Annotated in this window: 11 protein-coding genes and 1 riboswitch; of the genes, 10 read left to right on the top strand and 1 reads right to left on the bottom strand. The window is 42.0% G+C overall.

All coding sequences use genetic code 11. The features are described from left to right. Positions 1 to 154: 154 nt before the first annotated feature. The 10 genes from DXX94_RS02155 (at position 155) to DXX94_RS02110 (ending at position 13,743) form a co-directional block, all read left to right on the top strand. Positions 155 to 1,801 (top strand): TolC family protein, encoded by a 1,647-nt coding sequence (locus tag DXX94_RS02155; RefSeq protein ID WP_116013583.1) that lies wholly within the window; start codon positions 155 to 157, stop codon positions 1,799 to 1,801. Beyond that, positions 1,788 to 3,125 (top strand): efflux RND transporter periplasmic adaptor subunit, encoded by a 1,338-nt coding sequence (locus DXX94_RS02150; RefSeq protein ID WP_116013581.1) that lies wholly within the window; start codon positions 1,788 to 1,790, stop codon positions 3,123 to 3,125. The genes DXX94_RS02155 and DXX94_RS02150 overlap by 14 nt, the downstream gene beginning before the upstream one ends. Further along, positions 3,122 to 6,232, top strand: coding sequence for an efflux RND transporter permease subunit (locus DXX94_RS02145; protein WP_116013580.1), 3,111 nt, complete (start codon positions 3,122 to 3,124; stop codon positions 6,230 to 6,232). The genes DXX94_RS02150 and DXX94_RS02145 overlap by 4 nt, the downstream gene beginning before the upstream one ends. A gap of 72 nt (positions 6,233 to 6,304) precedes the next feature. Next, positions 6,305 to 6,667 carry a purine nucleoside phosphoramidase gene (hinT, locus tag DXX94_RS02140; RefSeq protein WP_116013578.1) on the top strand — a complete coding sequence of 121 codons (363 nt, stop codon included), beginning with the start codon at positions 6,305 to 6,307 and terminating at the stop codon, positions 6,665 to 6,667. Positions 6,668 to 6,835: 168 nt separating this feature from the next. Next, positions 6,836 to 6,998: riboswitch (TPP riboswitch) on the top strand. Positions 6,999 to 7,124: 126 nt separating this feature from the next. Continuing rightward, positions 7,125 to 9,212, top strand: a complete 2,088-nt coding sequence (locus DXX94_RS02135; protein ID WP_116013577.1) for a TonB-dependent receptor — start codon at positions 7,125 to 7,127, stop codon at positions 9,210 to 9,212. A gap of 143 nt (positions 9,213 to 9,355) precedes the next feature. Further along, complete coding sequence (locus DXX94_RS02130) at positions 9,356 to 9,619, top strand: YkoF family thiamine/hydroxymethylpyrimidine-binding protein (RefSeq protein ID WP_116013575.1); 264 nt, start codon at positions 9,356 to 9,358, stop codon at positions 9,617 to 9,619. Between the two features lie 42 nt (positions 9,620 to 9,661). Further along, the gene (gene pnuC / locus DXX94_RS02125) at positions 9,662 to 10,351 is read left to right on the top strand and encodes a nicotinamide riboside transporter PnuC (RefSeq protein WP_116013573.1); all 690 of its coding nucleotides are present in this window, start codon (positions 9,662 to 9,664) and stop codon (positions 10,349 to 10,351) included. Between the two features lie 56 nt (positions 10,352 to 10,407). Then, entirely contained in the window at positions 10,408 to 11,589 is a 1,182-nt protein-coding gene (locus tag DXX94_RS02120; RefSeq protein WP_181901463.1) for a phosphotransferase, read from the top strand. A gap of 249 nt (positions 11,590 to 11,838) precedes the next feature. After that, positions 11,839 to 12,906 carry a sensor histidine kinase gene (locus DXX94_RS02115; RefSeq protein WP_116013570.1) on the top strand — a complete coding sequence of 356 codons (1,068 nt, stop codon included), beginning with the start codon at positions 11,839 to 11,841 and terminating at the stop codon, positions 12,904 to 12,906. 12 nt (positions 12,907 to 12,918) lie between these two features. Further along, positions 12,919 to 13,743 carry a LytR/AlgR family response regulator transcription factor gene (locus tag DXX94_RS02110; RefSeq protein ID WP_116013568.1) on the top strand — a complete coding sequence of 275 codons (825 nt, stop codon included), beginning with the start codon at positions 12,919 to 12,921 and terminating at the stop codon, positions 13,741 to 13,743. Between the two features lie 48 nt (positions 13,744 to 13,791). Here the strand turns inward: DXX94_RS02110 and DXX94_RS02105 are convergent, their stop codons facing one another. Beyond that, positions 13,792 to 14,805 (bottom strand): 6-phosphofructokinase, encoded by a 1,014-nt coding sequence (locus tag DXX94_RS02105; protein ID WP_116013567.1) that lies wholly within the window; start codon positions 14,803 to 14,805, stop codon positions 13,792 to 13,794. Positions 14,806 to 14,868: the final 63 nt, after the last annotated feature.

Raw genomic sequence — 14,868 nt, 5'->3', positions numbered from 1 at the left:
AAGTTGTTTGGCTAGCTCCTCAAAGTTTCAACTTTCATAAACTTACGATTGTAAAGTATCGTAAATCTAATTTTGTTCTCTACAGCTCACAATTACTATGACAGTCGTTAATCGACCATCATTTTGGCGAGTACTACAAAATTAGGAATAATGTGTGAAGAAATCGAGTTCTAAACCTTGCTCAATTCCGACATATCGACCGACGGCACGCGCAATCACCAAAGTATCCAATAGAATTGTGTGCACTGGGCTGATATTACTGGCAACAGGTTGTGCTTCTCAGTCAGCGATATCAGAATTGGCAAAAAAACTGCCATTACCAGAGCAGTGGCAAACACAAGCCGCTCAACCACAAACAGATATACATAGAGTAGCGGAACCAGCATCAGACAGACAATTGGATGGCGGGGAGCTAACCTCGAATCAAGGTGTAGCGGGTGAATGGCAGTCAATTGTCAATAGTGAATTACTCAATAAACTTATTCGCGCTGGCTTAGCTAACAACTATCAGCTAAAGGCTAGCTACCAAAATTTGTTAGTTACGAAAGAACAGTTAAATATTGCAGATGCGAACGATTTTCCCGAACTATCACTTGCCATCAATCAAAGCCGACGAAAATCGGTTAGTGCTGAACAAGCAAGTTTTTCCAATAGCGCCGACCTAAGTTTACAGCTAAGTTACGAGCTAGACATATGGGGCAAATTGTCAGCGGAGCAGCGGCAAACGCAGCTTGAATATTCAGCGGCAAAACTCGATTTTAACCAAAGAAAAAATGATCTTATCTCGCAAATCGTATCTTCATGGTATGCCTTGGCACAAGCCCAAACGCTGGTTAACTTGTACCAAGGCCGTGCTGCTAACTTATTAAATAACCTCGATATTATTAATGCTTCTTATAAACTTGGTTTAACTGATGCGCTTGATGTTTACCTTGCACAAAATGAAGTTAACAGTGAACAAGCGCGCGTTGATGCTCAGCAGCAAGTGGTATTGGAGCGTCAACGAGAACTGGAATTATTAGTTGCTAGTTACCCCAAAGGACATTTGGTTAAAAATACACGCTTCGAATTGCCAACATTTGCCAAACAATCGTTGAGTGAATTACCTGCTAGCGTGTTAACCAATAACTTTGAGTTGCAATCAAGCTGGTTGTCTTTGCTCGCAGCTGATGCGGGTGTTGCCGTTGCCCATAAGCAGCGTTTTCCATCAATTAGATTGACGGCATCAGGCGGAGATAGTAGTGACGAGCTGGGAAATCTACTTTCAGGAAACCCGCTCGCTTGGTCCATCAGTGGTGCAATCACAGCACCTTTGTTTAATGCGGGTCGACTGAAATCGCTTGAGCAACAAGCGCGTTTGCAAGTTAAAGCGCAAGAGCAAGCCTATTTAGATCAGGTGTACGGCAAGTTTGCTGATATCGAAAACCAAATTAGCAAGCACTCAGCATTAACCAAGCAACTTAGCCATATTCAGCAAGCGAAGGATAATGCCATTGCAGCGGAAGACTTGTCTTTTGATCAGTATTTAAAAGGCTTGGTGAATTACACAACTGTGCTTGAAGCTCAGCGCAGAGCATTTGACGCACAAACCAACTTGGTAGAAATCACCCATCAAATTATTCAAAACCGCATTGCTATGCTAACCAGTATTGGCGGTAAAAACATAGGCGCTATGCTTGCTGACGGTAACTTATCTAAAAATAATGACGGCGCGATAGCATTCGCATCGAGCACGCTAGCAGAAACTCAGCAGGTGACTTCAGACTCTAACCGTGTAGAAAAACATCATGACGTTCAATAAAAAAATAACCCGATTTGGTGTGCCAATCCTTGTATTGGCAACCTTTATTATTGCGGCTAATTTTGTGGCAAGTAATCCGCCGCAAGCCAAACGCGGTAAACCGAGTGCTGCGCCACAACTTAACGTTGCCGTGCAAACCATTAACAATGAAAAACTAACGCTAAAAATTAGCAGTTATGGCACGGTACAACCGAGAACACAAAGCATATTAATGCCGCAAGTTGCTGGTGAGATCACCGCAATTAGTGACAATTTTCGTGAAGGTGGTTTTTTTGAACAAGGTGAAGTGCTGGTTAAGTTAGACGACAGAGATTACCTTGCAGATATTAATATCGCCAAAGCTAATTTATATAGTGCTAAGCAAGCCTTAACAGAGGAATTAGCACGTGCAGAGCAAGCGAAGCAGGATTGGCAGCGGTTAGGAAACAGTGAGCAAGCCTCTGAGCTAGTGTTACGAAAACCACAGTTACTTGCAGCCGAAGCTGCTGTGTATTCGGCAGAGGCGCAACTAGCAAAGGCACAATTGTCATTAGAACGCACTGAGATTAAAGCACCGTATACGGGACGAATTCTCAATAAAGCTGCAGATCTCGGGCAAGTTGTGTCAGCGAACACTCAGCTTGCCGAAATATTCGCAGTTGACTATGTAGAAGTCCGATTGCCAATTAAAAACAATGATCTGCCCTATATGAACCTGCCAGAGCGCACTCGCTTTGAAACCGAAGTAAAAGTTCAACTACCGAGTGTCACAATATATTCAGAACTCGTGAATGAACAGCAGTGGCAAGGACGAGTGATTAGAACTGAGGGCGCGTTTGATCAAAATTCCCAGCAACTCTTTGTTGTTGCGCAAATTGATGACCCTTACGGTGTGGCGTCTACCAATGGCTTGCCGCTTAAAATTGGCCAATATGTACGAGCTGATATCGAAGGTAAATCGCTGAGCGAGGTCATTAAGATCCCAAATAAAGCCATTTACCAGGGCAGCTATGTGTTTGTGGTTAAAGACGGTTTGTTAAAAAGGCAGGCAATCAATATTGCATGGCAAAATAATGAATTTGCACTGCTGGAACAGGAGCTTACGGAAGGGGAACAAGGGCTTACGGAAGGCGACTTATTAGTACTAACGCCTTTAGGACAGGTAAATTCAGGAACACCTGTTGCTGTAGTGGCTAAAGATGGTCTTAACCTAATCAATAACAAAGTCGCTAGTGCCTCTAGTCAAGCAACTCGTCAGCAAAAACAGCGACAAGTTAAAAACCTTAATGCTGATAAAGCGCAAGTGTCGCAAAACGCGCGGACGAATAAGGAGCCAGCATTATGATCGCTTGGTTCGCCCGTAATCATGTTGCAGCAAATTTATTGATGATCACCATTTTAATGGTGGGCTTGATGTCAATGAATCTGCGTATTCCGCTCGAAGTCTTTCCCTCATTCGATTCTGATGTTGTCTCCGTCAATATCAGCTTACGCGGCGCTTCACCAGAAGATGTTGAGCTGGGTGTGGCGATTAAAGTGGAAGAGGCAGTGCAAGATCTTGAAGGGATCAAAAAGATCACCAGTAGCTCGGTTGAAGGCGCGGCAACAATTAATATCGAAGCAGAATCTGGCTATGATGCCCGTGAATTATTGGCAGATATTAAAAGTCGAGTCGATGCAGTAAATACCTTTCCGGCTGACGCGGAAAAGCCGGTAATTGCGCTTCGTCAACGTCAGCGTGAAGTTATTGCCGTCACCATAGCCTCAAACTATAGCGAAAAAGAGCTTAGAGAGTTTGCGGAAAAAGTACGTGATGATCTACTTAGGCTGCCTGAAGTAACCCAGCTTTCACTTGATGCTGTGCGAAACTATGAAATTGGCATTCATTTATCACAAGACAAGCTACGCGAGTTTAACTTATCACTTAATGCTGTGGCGAGTGCTATCAGTAATAGCTCTGTTGATTTATCTGCCGGTAACATTAAAACCGAAGGTGGTGATGTACTGGTGCGCAGCAAAGGCCAAGCTTATCGCCAAGATGAATTTGAAAGTATTGTCGTGAAAACAAATCCTGATGGCACGATTGTTAAGCTGGGTGATATCGCCAACGTGAATGATGGCTTTGAAGAAACGCCAATGCGAGCGCGCTTTAACGGCCAGCAAGCGGCGTTAATTGAGGTTTACCGTATTGGTCAGCAAAACGCGATTGAAGTCGCTGATGCGGTCAAAGGTTACATCGAACAACAGCAAGATATCTTGCCTGCTGGCTTTACCCTAAGCTATTGGGATGATGACTCAGAAATTGTTAAAAGCCGCTTAAACACGCTAATTAGCAATGCCTTGCAGGGCGGCTTCTTAGTGCTGCTGTTATTAACCTTGTTCTTGCGTCCAAGCATCGCATTTTGGGTGTTTATTGGTATTCCCGTCAGCTTTATGGGCGCCTTTGTGTTTATGCCGTTTTTCGATATTTCGCTAAATATCATGAGCTTATTTGGCTTCATTTTAGTGTTGGGCATCGTTGTTGATGATGCCATTGTCACTGGCGAAAATATTTATCGTCATAGCCAGTTTGCCGAATCAGGCTTGCAGGCAGCGATTAAAGGCACGGAAGAGGTGGCAACGCCAGTGACCTTCGGCATTTTAACCACAATAGCTGCATTTCTGCCGCTGGCCTTTATTGAAGGCACCCGTGGTGCTTTATTCGCGCAAATTCCGATTGTGGTGATTCCTGTTTTACTATTTTCTCTGATTGAATCTAAATTCGTTTTACCTTCCCATTTACGTCATTTGAAGCTACGACACGAAAAAGAAAACACGTCTAAATTACAGGCACTACAACAGAAATTCGCTGATGGTTTTGAGCAAGCCATTATTCAATATTATCAGCCGATATTAGCGCTTGCAGTGCGCAACCGTTTAACCACCTTAATGGGCTTTATCGGCGTCTTGATTTTGATCTTGTCTTTTATTACCAGTGGCTGGACTAAGTTTACGTTTTTTCCGCGTATTCCTAGTGAAACAGCACGTGCTAATTTAGTTATGCCAATTGGCACCAGCTTTGACGTCATTGATGGTTATGTTGAGAAAATGGCGAATGCGGCTATTGAATTGCAAGAAAAGTATCGCGATGAAGAAGGCAATAGCGTGATCACCAATGTGCTTGCCATTACTGGCGGTAATAATACTAATATTGGTCGCGTTCGATTTGAAATTTTGCCAGCAGATAAGAATGAGTCAGGTGTTACTATTCGCCAACTCGTCAATGAATGGCGCGGACTAATAGGGGCATTACCTGGCGCTGAAAGTTTAACTTTTCGCGCAGAAATCGGGCGCGGCGGTGATCCCATTGATGTTCAGCTATCTGCTACCGATCTTGGTTTGTTAAAAACAGTCGCTGAAGAAGTTAAAGGGCGCTTGGCAACTTATCCGACAGTGTTTGAAATTGCCGATAGCTTATCCAATGGTAAAGAAGAGATACAAATCGAATTAACGGAACAAGGTCACGCCATGGGCTTGTCGGTCAGCAGTGTCACTCAGCAAGTACGTAACGCCTTTTTTGGCGTGCAAATTCAACGTATTCAACGGGGCCGAGATGATGTGCGTGTGATGCTGCGCTTTCCACTAGCAGAGCGTTCAGCGATAGCGAATCTCGCCGAAATGCAAATATCAACACCACAAGGTGGCAATGTGCCACTGTCTCACGTTGCCACATTTAACGCTGGTAAAAGTCCGTCAACCATTAGCCGCATTGATCGCTACCGAACCGTTAATGTTACAGCCGATGTTGAAAAAGAAAGCACTAACATGACGGTACTTAATGCAGATTTAAAACCTTTCTTGGATGAACTTGTCGTTAAGTACCCTGGGGTAAGCTATTCACTGGAAGGGGAAGCGCGTGAGCAGAAAGACTCGTTTGGCAGTCTGTTTTACGGCTTAATTTTTGTGTTCTTTATTATCTATTGTTTATTAGCGATTCCGTTTAAATCGTACCTGCAGCCAATTATTGTCATGTCGGTTATACCATTTGGCGCTATTGGTGCAGTGATTGGCCATTGGATCATGGGCATGAACTTGACCATTATGAGTCTGTTGGGATTAATGGCGCTCATTGGTGTGGTTGTGAATGACTCCTTGGTACTCGTTGATTTTGTTAATAAAAAACGAGCAGAAGGGGCAAAGCTAATGGAGTCTGTGTTAATTGCTGGAGCAGCACGTTTTCGCCCAGTAATGCTTACGTCACTAACCACCTTTATTGGCTTGATGCCGCTATTATTTGAAAAAGCGACGCAAGCTCAATTCCTAATTCCAATGGCGGTATCGCTAGGATTCGGGATTATATTTGCTACCTTGATCACCTTAGTTTTAGTACCCGTTAATTATTTGCTGGTGGAAGATCTAAAAAGCGCGTTAAAATTTAGTAAAGACGCTGGGCAGCTCTCCACTGCCAATTAATCCATCGTTGTGTTTAAAGGTACTGGTTTAGCATCATTACCTTTAAATGTTATGATGAAAAAAGGATATAAAATGGACAATACTGACTGGCAAGAAACCATTTTCTCTAAAATTATTCGCCAAGAGATCCCAACCGAATTACTTTATCAAGATGAGTTAGTTACGGCTTTTCGTGATATTTCACCTAGAGCCAAATCACACATACTGATCATTCCCAATAAATTAATTCCAACGGTCAATGATGTCACTGAAAATGACGAATTGGCGCTTGGTCGTTTATTTACTGTAGCTAAGAAACTCGCCGAGCAAGAAGGCATTGCTGAAGATGGCTATCGGCTGATCATGAATTGCAATAAACATGGCGGCCAAGAGGTTTACCATATCCATATGCATTTATTAGGCGGTCAACCCATGGGGCCTATGGTAAGCGTGTAGCTACCTTATACCAACACCATCGAACTAAATATTCATTCGGCTAAAGGTTGATTGATTTTTACTTTGTAAAAAAGCTGCTGTAAAAAAAGATCAATAAAAGGATGAGTATTTACGCATAAGCTATTTGAAATAGTTTGTATACTTTTCGTTAATACTTGATAATATGCCGCGAAAACCAAGGGGTGCGGGTATATCGAAATTACTTTTAGTAATGTATACCTGCTGAGATTGCTGGCTTCTCACATTGTTTTGTTTACATTGTGTTGAAAGTGCAGAACCCTTATTACCTGATCCGGTTAATACTGGCGTAGGGATGGTTAGCACATCATATCTGCATTCTCCGCCGCTTGGCTCCTAAGCATTATGCTGTCGCTCTAACGATATCTGCGTCTGTTTTGGTTTTTACTCAATTTCCTATAACAAAACGCCGATTTTAGAGAAATCGAACGAGAGTATAATGAAAACAAGACAATCAATTCTTGCCGCTGCCATTACCAGTGCTATTTTTTCTTCTGTTGTTTATGCCGAAAATAACAACACGACTTCGCTAGAAGAAGTCGAAGTGATTACCGTTACTTCGGATTTTCGCGACACTAACTTACAAAAAATTCCTGCTTCACTAAGTGTGTTATCGGCACAAGACATTGCTAATTTGAACGCACAAAACTTAGAGGAAGTGATCTCTATTGCGCCTAACGTAAACTTTTCGGCTGGCACCCAGCGAGCGCGTTATTACCAAATTCGTGGCATTGGCGAACGCAGCCAATTCCGTGAGCCAATTAACCCATCGGTTGGTATTATTATTGATGATATCGACTTTACTGGCGTTGGCAGCATTGCTTCATTATTTGATGTTAACCAAACTGAAGTTTTTCGTGGGCCACAAGGCACGCGCTTTGGCGCTAATGCATTAGCTGGTTTAATCAACATCACCACCAATGCACCAAGTAATGATTTTGAAGGCGCAGCTAAACTCACTGCGGGTAATTACGGTAGCTATGGTGCTGGTCTTGCTTTGTCTGGCCCTGCAAACGATAGCGTTAACTATCGCTTTGCATTAGAAAAATACCACAGTGATGGTTTTATCGATAATATTCACTTAAACCGTGATGATACCAATGATCGTGACGAGCTTACTGCTCGGGGTAAACTTGCCATCACGATTAGCGACGACCACCACCTCGATTTGGGCTTGTATTACTTTGATTTTGACAATGGTTACGATGCTTTCTCGCTCGATAACAATCGTCAAACACGCTCAGACCAACCGGGTTTTGATCGCCAAGAAACTTATGCATTAAGTGCTAAATCTCATTATTCAGGTTTTGACTTTGGTGAGCTTGTTACCATAGTGACTCATGCTGACAGTGATATTGACTACGGTTATGACGAAGACTGGAGCTTTGTTGGCTTGCATCCATTCGAATACAGCTCAACTGACCATTATTTCCGTGAAAAAACGAGTTCAACGTTTGAATTAAGAGCCGTTTCAAACAACCAAAGTAAATTGTTTAATGGTACAACGGCATGGGTTGCTGGATTATACGCTAAAACAGAATCAGAAGAGTTGCTGCGAGAATACACCTTTGCTGATGGCGATTTTGGGTCAAACTTCGATACCGATACGATTGCTGCTTATGTTCAGCTAGATAGCCAATTAACGGAAAAGCTGACGTTAACCTCAGGCTTACGTGTAGAAGAGCGCAGTGCCGATTACGATAACACTGACGGTTTAACATTTAGCCCAGACGATACTATGGTAGGCGGTAAATTAGTCTTGTCTTATCAGCAAACGGAGCAAGCATTAGTTTTTGCTTCAATCAACCGCGGTTATAAAGCCGGTGGTGTTAATACCGATGGCAGTTTGCCTGCTGACCTTCGAGAATTTGATCCAGAGTATTTATGGAACTACGAATTAGGTTACAAATACAGCTTTGACGACAACTCGGGTTATGTTCGCGTGACTGCGTTTTACATGGATCGCACTGATATGCAGGTCAACAGTAGTCGCACAGACGTTAGACCTGACGGTAGTGCAGAGTTCATTAGCTATTTAGGTAACGCTGCAGAAGGGAAAAACCAAGGGGTTGAACTTGATGCTAGCTGGCAAGTAACTGAAAGTGTAGAAGTTTATGGTGCGCTTGGCTATTTAGACACTGAACTTCGCGATTTTGTCAATCAGGAAGGCGTTGATTTAACTGGCCGCGATCAAGCTCATGCACCGAATTACCAAGCGACATTGGGCGTAAATGCGTTTATTAATGATCAAGTGACATTTAACGTTAATATTATTGCCAAAGACGATTTTTATTTCTCAGACAGTCATAACGAGCAATCAGACGGCTATGAGACTCTTAATGCGTCCTTAACTTATGAGCTGACTGACTGGCAAGTCAAAATTTGGGCGCGTAATATCACAGATGAAAATTACAAAACTCGTGGTTTCTTCTTTGGCAATGATCCACGCGATGGCTATCAAGCTAAGCAATATTATCAGCTAGGTGAGCCAAGAGTTTATGGCGTTACACTGGACTATCAGTTCTAGAAAGCTTTTCATAAACTAAGCAGTAAGCTACGTAATTAGCAAAGTAACAAGCAAAATGATCAGCGCATCAAACGTAAAAATTTGATGCGCTTAACCGTTACATCAAAAAACGCATCAAATAAGAACACAAAGTGGAGAAGGTAATGCAAATATCCATCGATTTAAGCCTTTATCCGTTGGCACAGCAGGCCTACAAAGATGAAATTTGGGCATTTATTAATGCGCTGAAAGCAGACGCGCAAGTGAAAGTCGTTTCCAATGGCATGAGTACTCAGGTGTTTGGTGAGTATGATCACACACTCAAATTTGTCATGGCTGAAATGAAAAAAGTACACCAAACGGTTGGCAGTGCGGTGTTTATCCTCAAGATAATTGCCGACGATCGCTTTCGCGAATATGAAAACTAATCTCTGATTGATACGACAATAAGCAAATAAGCATAAGTAAAAATGTGGCAAGAAACCTATCAATATTTTAGCCAAATGGCTGTTCTGGAAATAATCGCGGTGATTACCGCAATGGCTTACGTAATTTTGGCTGCCCGTGAGCATATTTTGTGTTGGCCAGCAGCACTCATCAGCACGCTTTTATATACCATTATTTTTTATGACGTGTATTTGTGGATGGATAGTGCGCTACAAGTTTATTATTTTGCCATGGCAATTTATGGTTTTTATTGTTGGTGTAAGGTGCGAGCAAATGATGGTGCTCTTGCCCAAAACAAGGAGCAAACGGCGACTGTTATTCATCAACAGCCACTAATTAAGCATCTTAAAGCCTTATTGGCGCTTTCGATCACGTCAATTCTTGTGGGCTATTTCATGGCAAACAATACGCCGACGACTTTCCCATACTTAGACGCAGCAACTACGGTTTTCGCTGTTTATGCTACTTACTTGGTGACTCAAAAAGTGCTTGAAAACTGGCTGTACTGGATAGTGATCGACCTAGTGTCGATATATATCTATATCGAAAAAGGGTTAACGCCAACGGCAATGCTATTTGTTGTCTATGTGGTTGTTGCTATTGTTGGTTACTTTACATGGCTTGATAAATATAAAAGGAACCATCAAGCGTTAGCTGAAGGTCATGATAGCTTTGCAGGTGTCGATAACAAAATTGTGCAAGGTAAAAGCTAGCAAGCTTGAGTGTTAGGTCTGAGTGTTTTTAGTACTTTATGCCAGTAACGATTGGAATGAACAATAAACAAAGCGAACAAATTGAATACAGTGAACAAAAGAGCAACAAAAGTTCACCTGCATTCATTGAAAACGTTAATACTGAGCTTTCTAGGCTAAATTGCTTTGTGGATAAATCACTTGAGATCACTAAAATTAATTCGGGCTGTAGCCAACAAGTTTTTAAAATCTCAGCGGTTGAAGTAAGCGTTACAGAAAAGGATAGGGACAAGTGCAAGGAAAATAAGCCTGCAACTTGCTCAAAATCGCCCAATACTGCTATTGAACCAGAATTTTATATTGCTAAATACTTTAGCGATAAAAAGACTGCAAAGTTAGAAGCTTTTATTCAGCAGCTTTTAACTAGCAAAGCGTTAGTCCCAAAAACTATTTACTGTGAAGGGCAGTGGCTAGTTTCAGAATTTATCGATAAACCACTTTTAAGCGAGTTAACACTCAGTGAAGAAGAAAAGTTAACAATTGCGACGAGCGCACTAGCCAAATTTCACAGTGCATTTAACATCGACTTGGATACGAGGAATATTACTAAGCTAGATTTAGTTTCGGTACTTAGTGAATTAATTTTCGAGCTCAAGAAGTTGGAGATAGGTCTGGCTGAAAGTGATCAACAGCTCATCAGCAAGGCAGTCTCCTTTGCGAAAGCGTTGCAACATGATGTTGATTTATTCTCTATTCAAAGCAAAGTTATCAAAACTAAAGCTAGCAAGGTTAAAGCCAGCAAGATTGAAACGAAAAACTCAATAAACCAGTGCACGGCCACTAATAAGTCACATCGGCAACTTCAACATTCCGCAAACCTTGTCGTTGTTCACGGAGACTTGAACTACACCAACCTATTAGTCAGTCAAACCAATAAAGACATTGACGCTTGTATTATTGACTTTGAATCGGTGGCAATAGCGCCAATTGAATATGAACTTGGCATGTTGATGGCGATAAATAATGTTCCTTTGTCTTTAACTTCGTTAACTGTGAAAAAATACTTAAAATCTTCGCCTAAACTGCGTGAAATCAATCTCGAAGAGGTTACGCGTTACGTATTTATTTCTTCAGTAATCAATTGGTTATGGTTTTTAGAGCAAACGGGCATTAAATTTAACAATAGCCGTGTAGAAAGCTATCAGGCGATGGCCTTGAAGCAAAAAAATTACGCAAAAATGGTACTTTCTGCGGTTTAGCATTAGCTACTTCATAAATACTTCAATATTTTGCCTTAACCTAAAATAAAAGCCGATTAACCGCGTTCAACGAATAACAGTAACTAAGATAAATCATACAAAAAGAGCTGAAGCGGGCGCAAATTGAGACCAAATTGAGGCTAAATTGAGACAAGGTGCCAAAAAGTTACGATTAACCGTAATGCGCCTTTCCTGCTATTTTCGCATAATTACAGTAACTAAATTATTAACCTGTGTTGGTCGTTGTTTGTGAACTGGAAAGCACTTATTGAAAACCGCAATCGCTTTTTCTGGCTGCTGCATACTGCAGGCTGGTTTGGCTTTGCCTTAGTTCAGTTCCTTGGCTCTTTGCTGCATGATTTACGTGATTTATTTGTCATCGTTATCTTCTTGAACAGTTATGCAGGTTGGATGCTTACTGTGCCACTGCGCTACGTTTATCGTCGTGCTTGGAACTTGTCACCAATAAAGCTTGTCGCCGCTGTTATCTTAAGCTCTTACATTACCGCAGTAATTTGGCAGGTGATTAAAAACATCAATTATTGGGAAATCTATAAGCACGGTTGGCAGCCTGAATTTTGGTTGTATTACACCAAATCGAGTGTCTGGTCGTTCTACATTATTTTGAGCTGGAGCTGTTTGTATTTTGGCATCAAGTACTACCAGATGCTGCAAAAAGAAAAGCAAAATGTATTACAAGCGAATACCGCTGCCCATCAAGCACAGTTAAAAATGTTGCGTTACCAGTTAAACCCACACTTTTTGTTTAACACTCTTAATGCCATTTCTACGTTAATCTTGGTGAAAGAAAATGATACCGCTAACGGTATGGTCACCAAACTTAGCGAGTTCTTGCGCTATTCATTGGATAAAGACCCAATGAAGCGAGTTACTTTAACTAACGAAATACAGGCGCTACAGCTTTATTTAGACATCGAAAAGGTAAGGTTTGAAGAGCGTTTGCAAGTCGATACTAATATTGCCGATGACTGCGCTAATGCCTTAGTGCCGAGTATGGTGTTACAGCCACTTGCGGAAAACGCAATTAAATATGCGATAGCAGTAAAAGAAGAGGGCGGTACCATTGCTATCACGGTTAATCGCTTTGGCAATGATTTGTTGGTAGAGCTAGCCGATAATGGCCCTGGTGCAGAGATCAAAAATGGCAATTTACATCGTGAAAACGGCGTGGGTTTAGCAAATACTCGCGAGCGTTTAGCAGCGCTTTATAAAGATAATTTTTCACTGGTAGTATCCTCAAACAAGCCTTCAGGTGTTAAAGTAAATATCAGAATTCCCTACGAACTTGGACATTAATAGGACGTTAATATGACTGCCACGCTGTCTACCATCATAGTGGATGATGAGCCGTTAGCACGTAAAGGTCTTGCCATTCGTTTAGCTGCCCACAATGACATTAATATTGTTGCTCAGTGTAGCAATGGTCGTGAGGCGATTGAGGCAATTAAAACGCATCGCCCTGATCTCGTTTTTCTAGATATTCAAATGCCAGGTATAAATGGCTTTGAAGTCATAGACGCACTAATAGAGCAAGGGCTGCCTATGCCCATGGTGGTTTTCGTTACCGCCTTTGATCAATATGCGATTAAAGCCTTTGACGTACATGCCGTTGATTACTTAATGAAGCCTGCTGATGACGCGCGCCTAGCTCAAGCAATGGACCGCATTCGTGAACATTTGCAAAGTAAAACTGACGCAGAACATAAAAATAAGCTCGTAAAACTGGTTAGCGATGTGACAGGTAACGATCAAAACACCATTTTGGAAGAGCTAGCTAACAAGCAAACAGTGTCACTTTCACAGTACTCTGACGTATTGCCAATTAAAGATGGTGGCGAATTAAGCCGAGTTCCCGTAAACACTATTTCATGGATTGATGCAGCGGGCGACTATATGTGTGTGCATACGGAAGAGGGTACGCACATTTTACGCAAAACCATGAAGCAATTAGAAGAGTTGCTTGATCCGCGAATATTTATTCGCAGCCACCGTTCGACTATCGTCAATAAAAATTACGTACAGAAGTTCTGTAGCCAGCTTAACGGCGAGTACTATTTAGTGATGAACAGTGGTAAAGAGCTCAAAGTTAGTCGCAGTTATAAAGACAAAGTTAAACAGGCCGTTACTCAATAAACCAAAGAATCTAGTAAACCAACGTTTCTCGCAGACTAAGAAAGCAGGCTAACTCATGTGGCTAGCAGTACTGTCGTACACATTAATTAAGTCATCGTTAACTATTTTCTGATGTTGTATGGCTTTGGTAAGTGGTGTGTGAGTAATCTTGCTTTCGCACTCGCCAATCATAATGCCGGATTTCTCTAAAAGAATCGCTTCAATTGCGGCGACCCCAAGTTTAGTGGCTAATATTCTATCTTTCGCAACGGGTGAACCACCTCGTTGAATATGACCAAGCACACAAATACCAACATCAATATTACCCTGTTGCTTTAGAGCTTCGCCCAGTGCATGAGCGCCACCGGGCCAAAGGTTCTCTGCCAATAATATTAAATAACTGTGTGCTTTGTTTTGCTTTTGTTGTTCAATATCAGCAATTATCTTGGCTAATTTAGATTCCTGCGCTAGTGGGTCAAAATTTTCAAAGGAAATAATTTGCTCTGCGGCACAGGCGACCCCAACATTAAATGCGATGTGCCCGCTATGGCGCCCCATTAATTCGACAACGAACACACGATCGAATGCATCGGCAGTATCACGGATTTTATCAATAGCATTAATTGCGGTGTTAATCGCGGTGGAAAAACCAATCGTAAAGTCGGTGCCATCTAAATCATTGTCGATGGTGCCAGGCAGGCCAATTAACTTACCCTGCCAATGATCTTGCATGGCTAACATGCCGTTGAAAGAGCCATCACCACCAATCACAATCAAGGCATCGATATTCTCTTTGATTAAACAGCTCACAGCTTGCTTTATTCCCGTTTGGGTCATCATTTCTGGGCATCGAGCGCTTTTTAAGATGGTACCGCCTTGATGAATAATATTGGTTACGTTATCAGGCGCTAAAATGCAGTAATCTTGATTGATTAATCCGTTATAACCGTGGTGAAAACCATAGCAAGTAAGCTTGTGGTGCGCGGCCGCTAGGGTGATAGCTTGAATGGCAGCGTTCATTCCAGGGGCATCGCCACCGCTAGTGAGTAGCCCAATCTTTAGTGTTTTTTCGCGTGTTGCCATCGTTATTCACTCCTAAGCCTTTTGAAATATTTGCTGACATAACCGCATGTTTACAATCCTTTG

Origin of the sequence: Thalassotalea euphylliae (genome assembly GCF_003390375.1) — a bacterium.
Taxonomy (GTDB): Bacteria; Pseudomonadota; Gammaproteobacteria; order Enterobacterales; family Alteromonadaceae; genus Thalassotalea_F; species Thalassotalea_F euphylliae_A.
The sequence above is the reverse complement of the archived record's forward strand: the minus strand, read 5'-3'. Positions and strand labels throughout refer to the sequence as shown.

Coding starts and splice junctions, on each gene's coding strand:
- DXX94_RS02150 (WP_116013581.1), top strand. CDS start 1,788: ATGACGTTCAATAAAAAAATAACCCGATTTGGTGTGCCAATCCTTGTA.
- DXX94_RS02145 (WP_116013580.1), top strand. CDS start 3,122: ATGATCGCTTGGTTCGCCCGTAATCATGTTGCAGCAAATTTATTGATG.
- hinT (WP_116013578.1), top strand. CDS start 6,305: ATGGACAATACTGACTGGCAAGAAACCATTTTCTCTAAAATTATTCGC.
- DXX94_RS02135 (WP_116013577.1), top strand. CDS start 7,125: ATGAAAACAAGACAATCAATTCTTGCCGCTGCCATTACCAGTGCTATT.
- DXX94_RS02130 (WP_116013575.1), top strand. CDS start 9,356: ATGCAAATATCCATCGATTTAAGCCTTTATCCGTTGGCACAGCAGGCC.
- pnuC (WP_116013573.1), top strand. CDS start 9,662: ATGTGGCAAGAAACCTATCAATATTTTAGCCAAATGGCTGTTCTGGAA.
- DXX94_RS02120 (WP_181901463.1), top strand. CDS start 10,408: ATGAACAATAAACAAAGCGAACAAATTGAATACAGTGAACAAAAGAGC.
- DXX94_RS02110 (WP_116013568.1), top strand. CDS start 12,919: ATGACTGCCACGCTGTCTACCATCATAGTGGATGATGAGCCGTTAGCA.
- DXX94_RS02105 (WP_116013567.1), bottom strand. CDS start 14,805: ATGGCAACACGCGAAAAAACACTAAAGATTGGGCTACTCACTAGCGGT.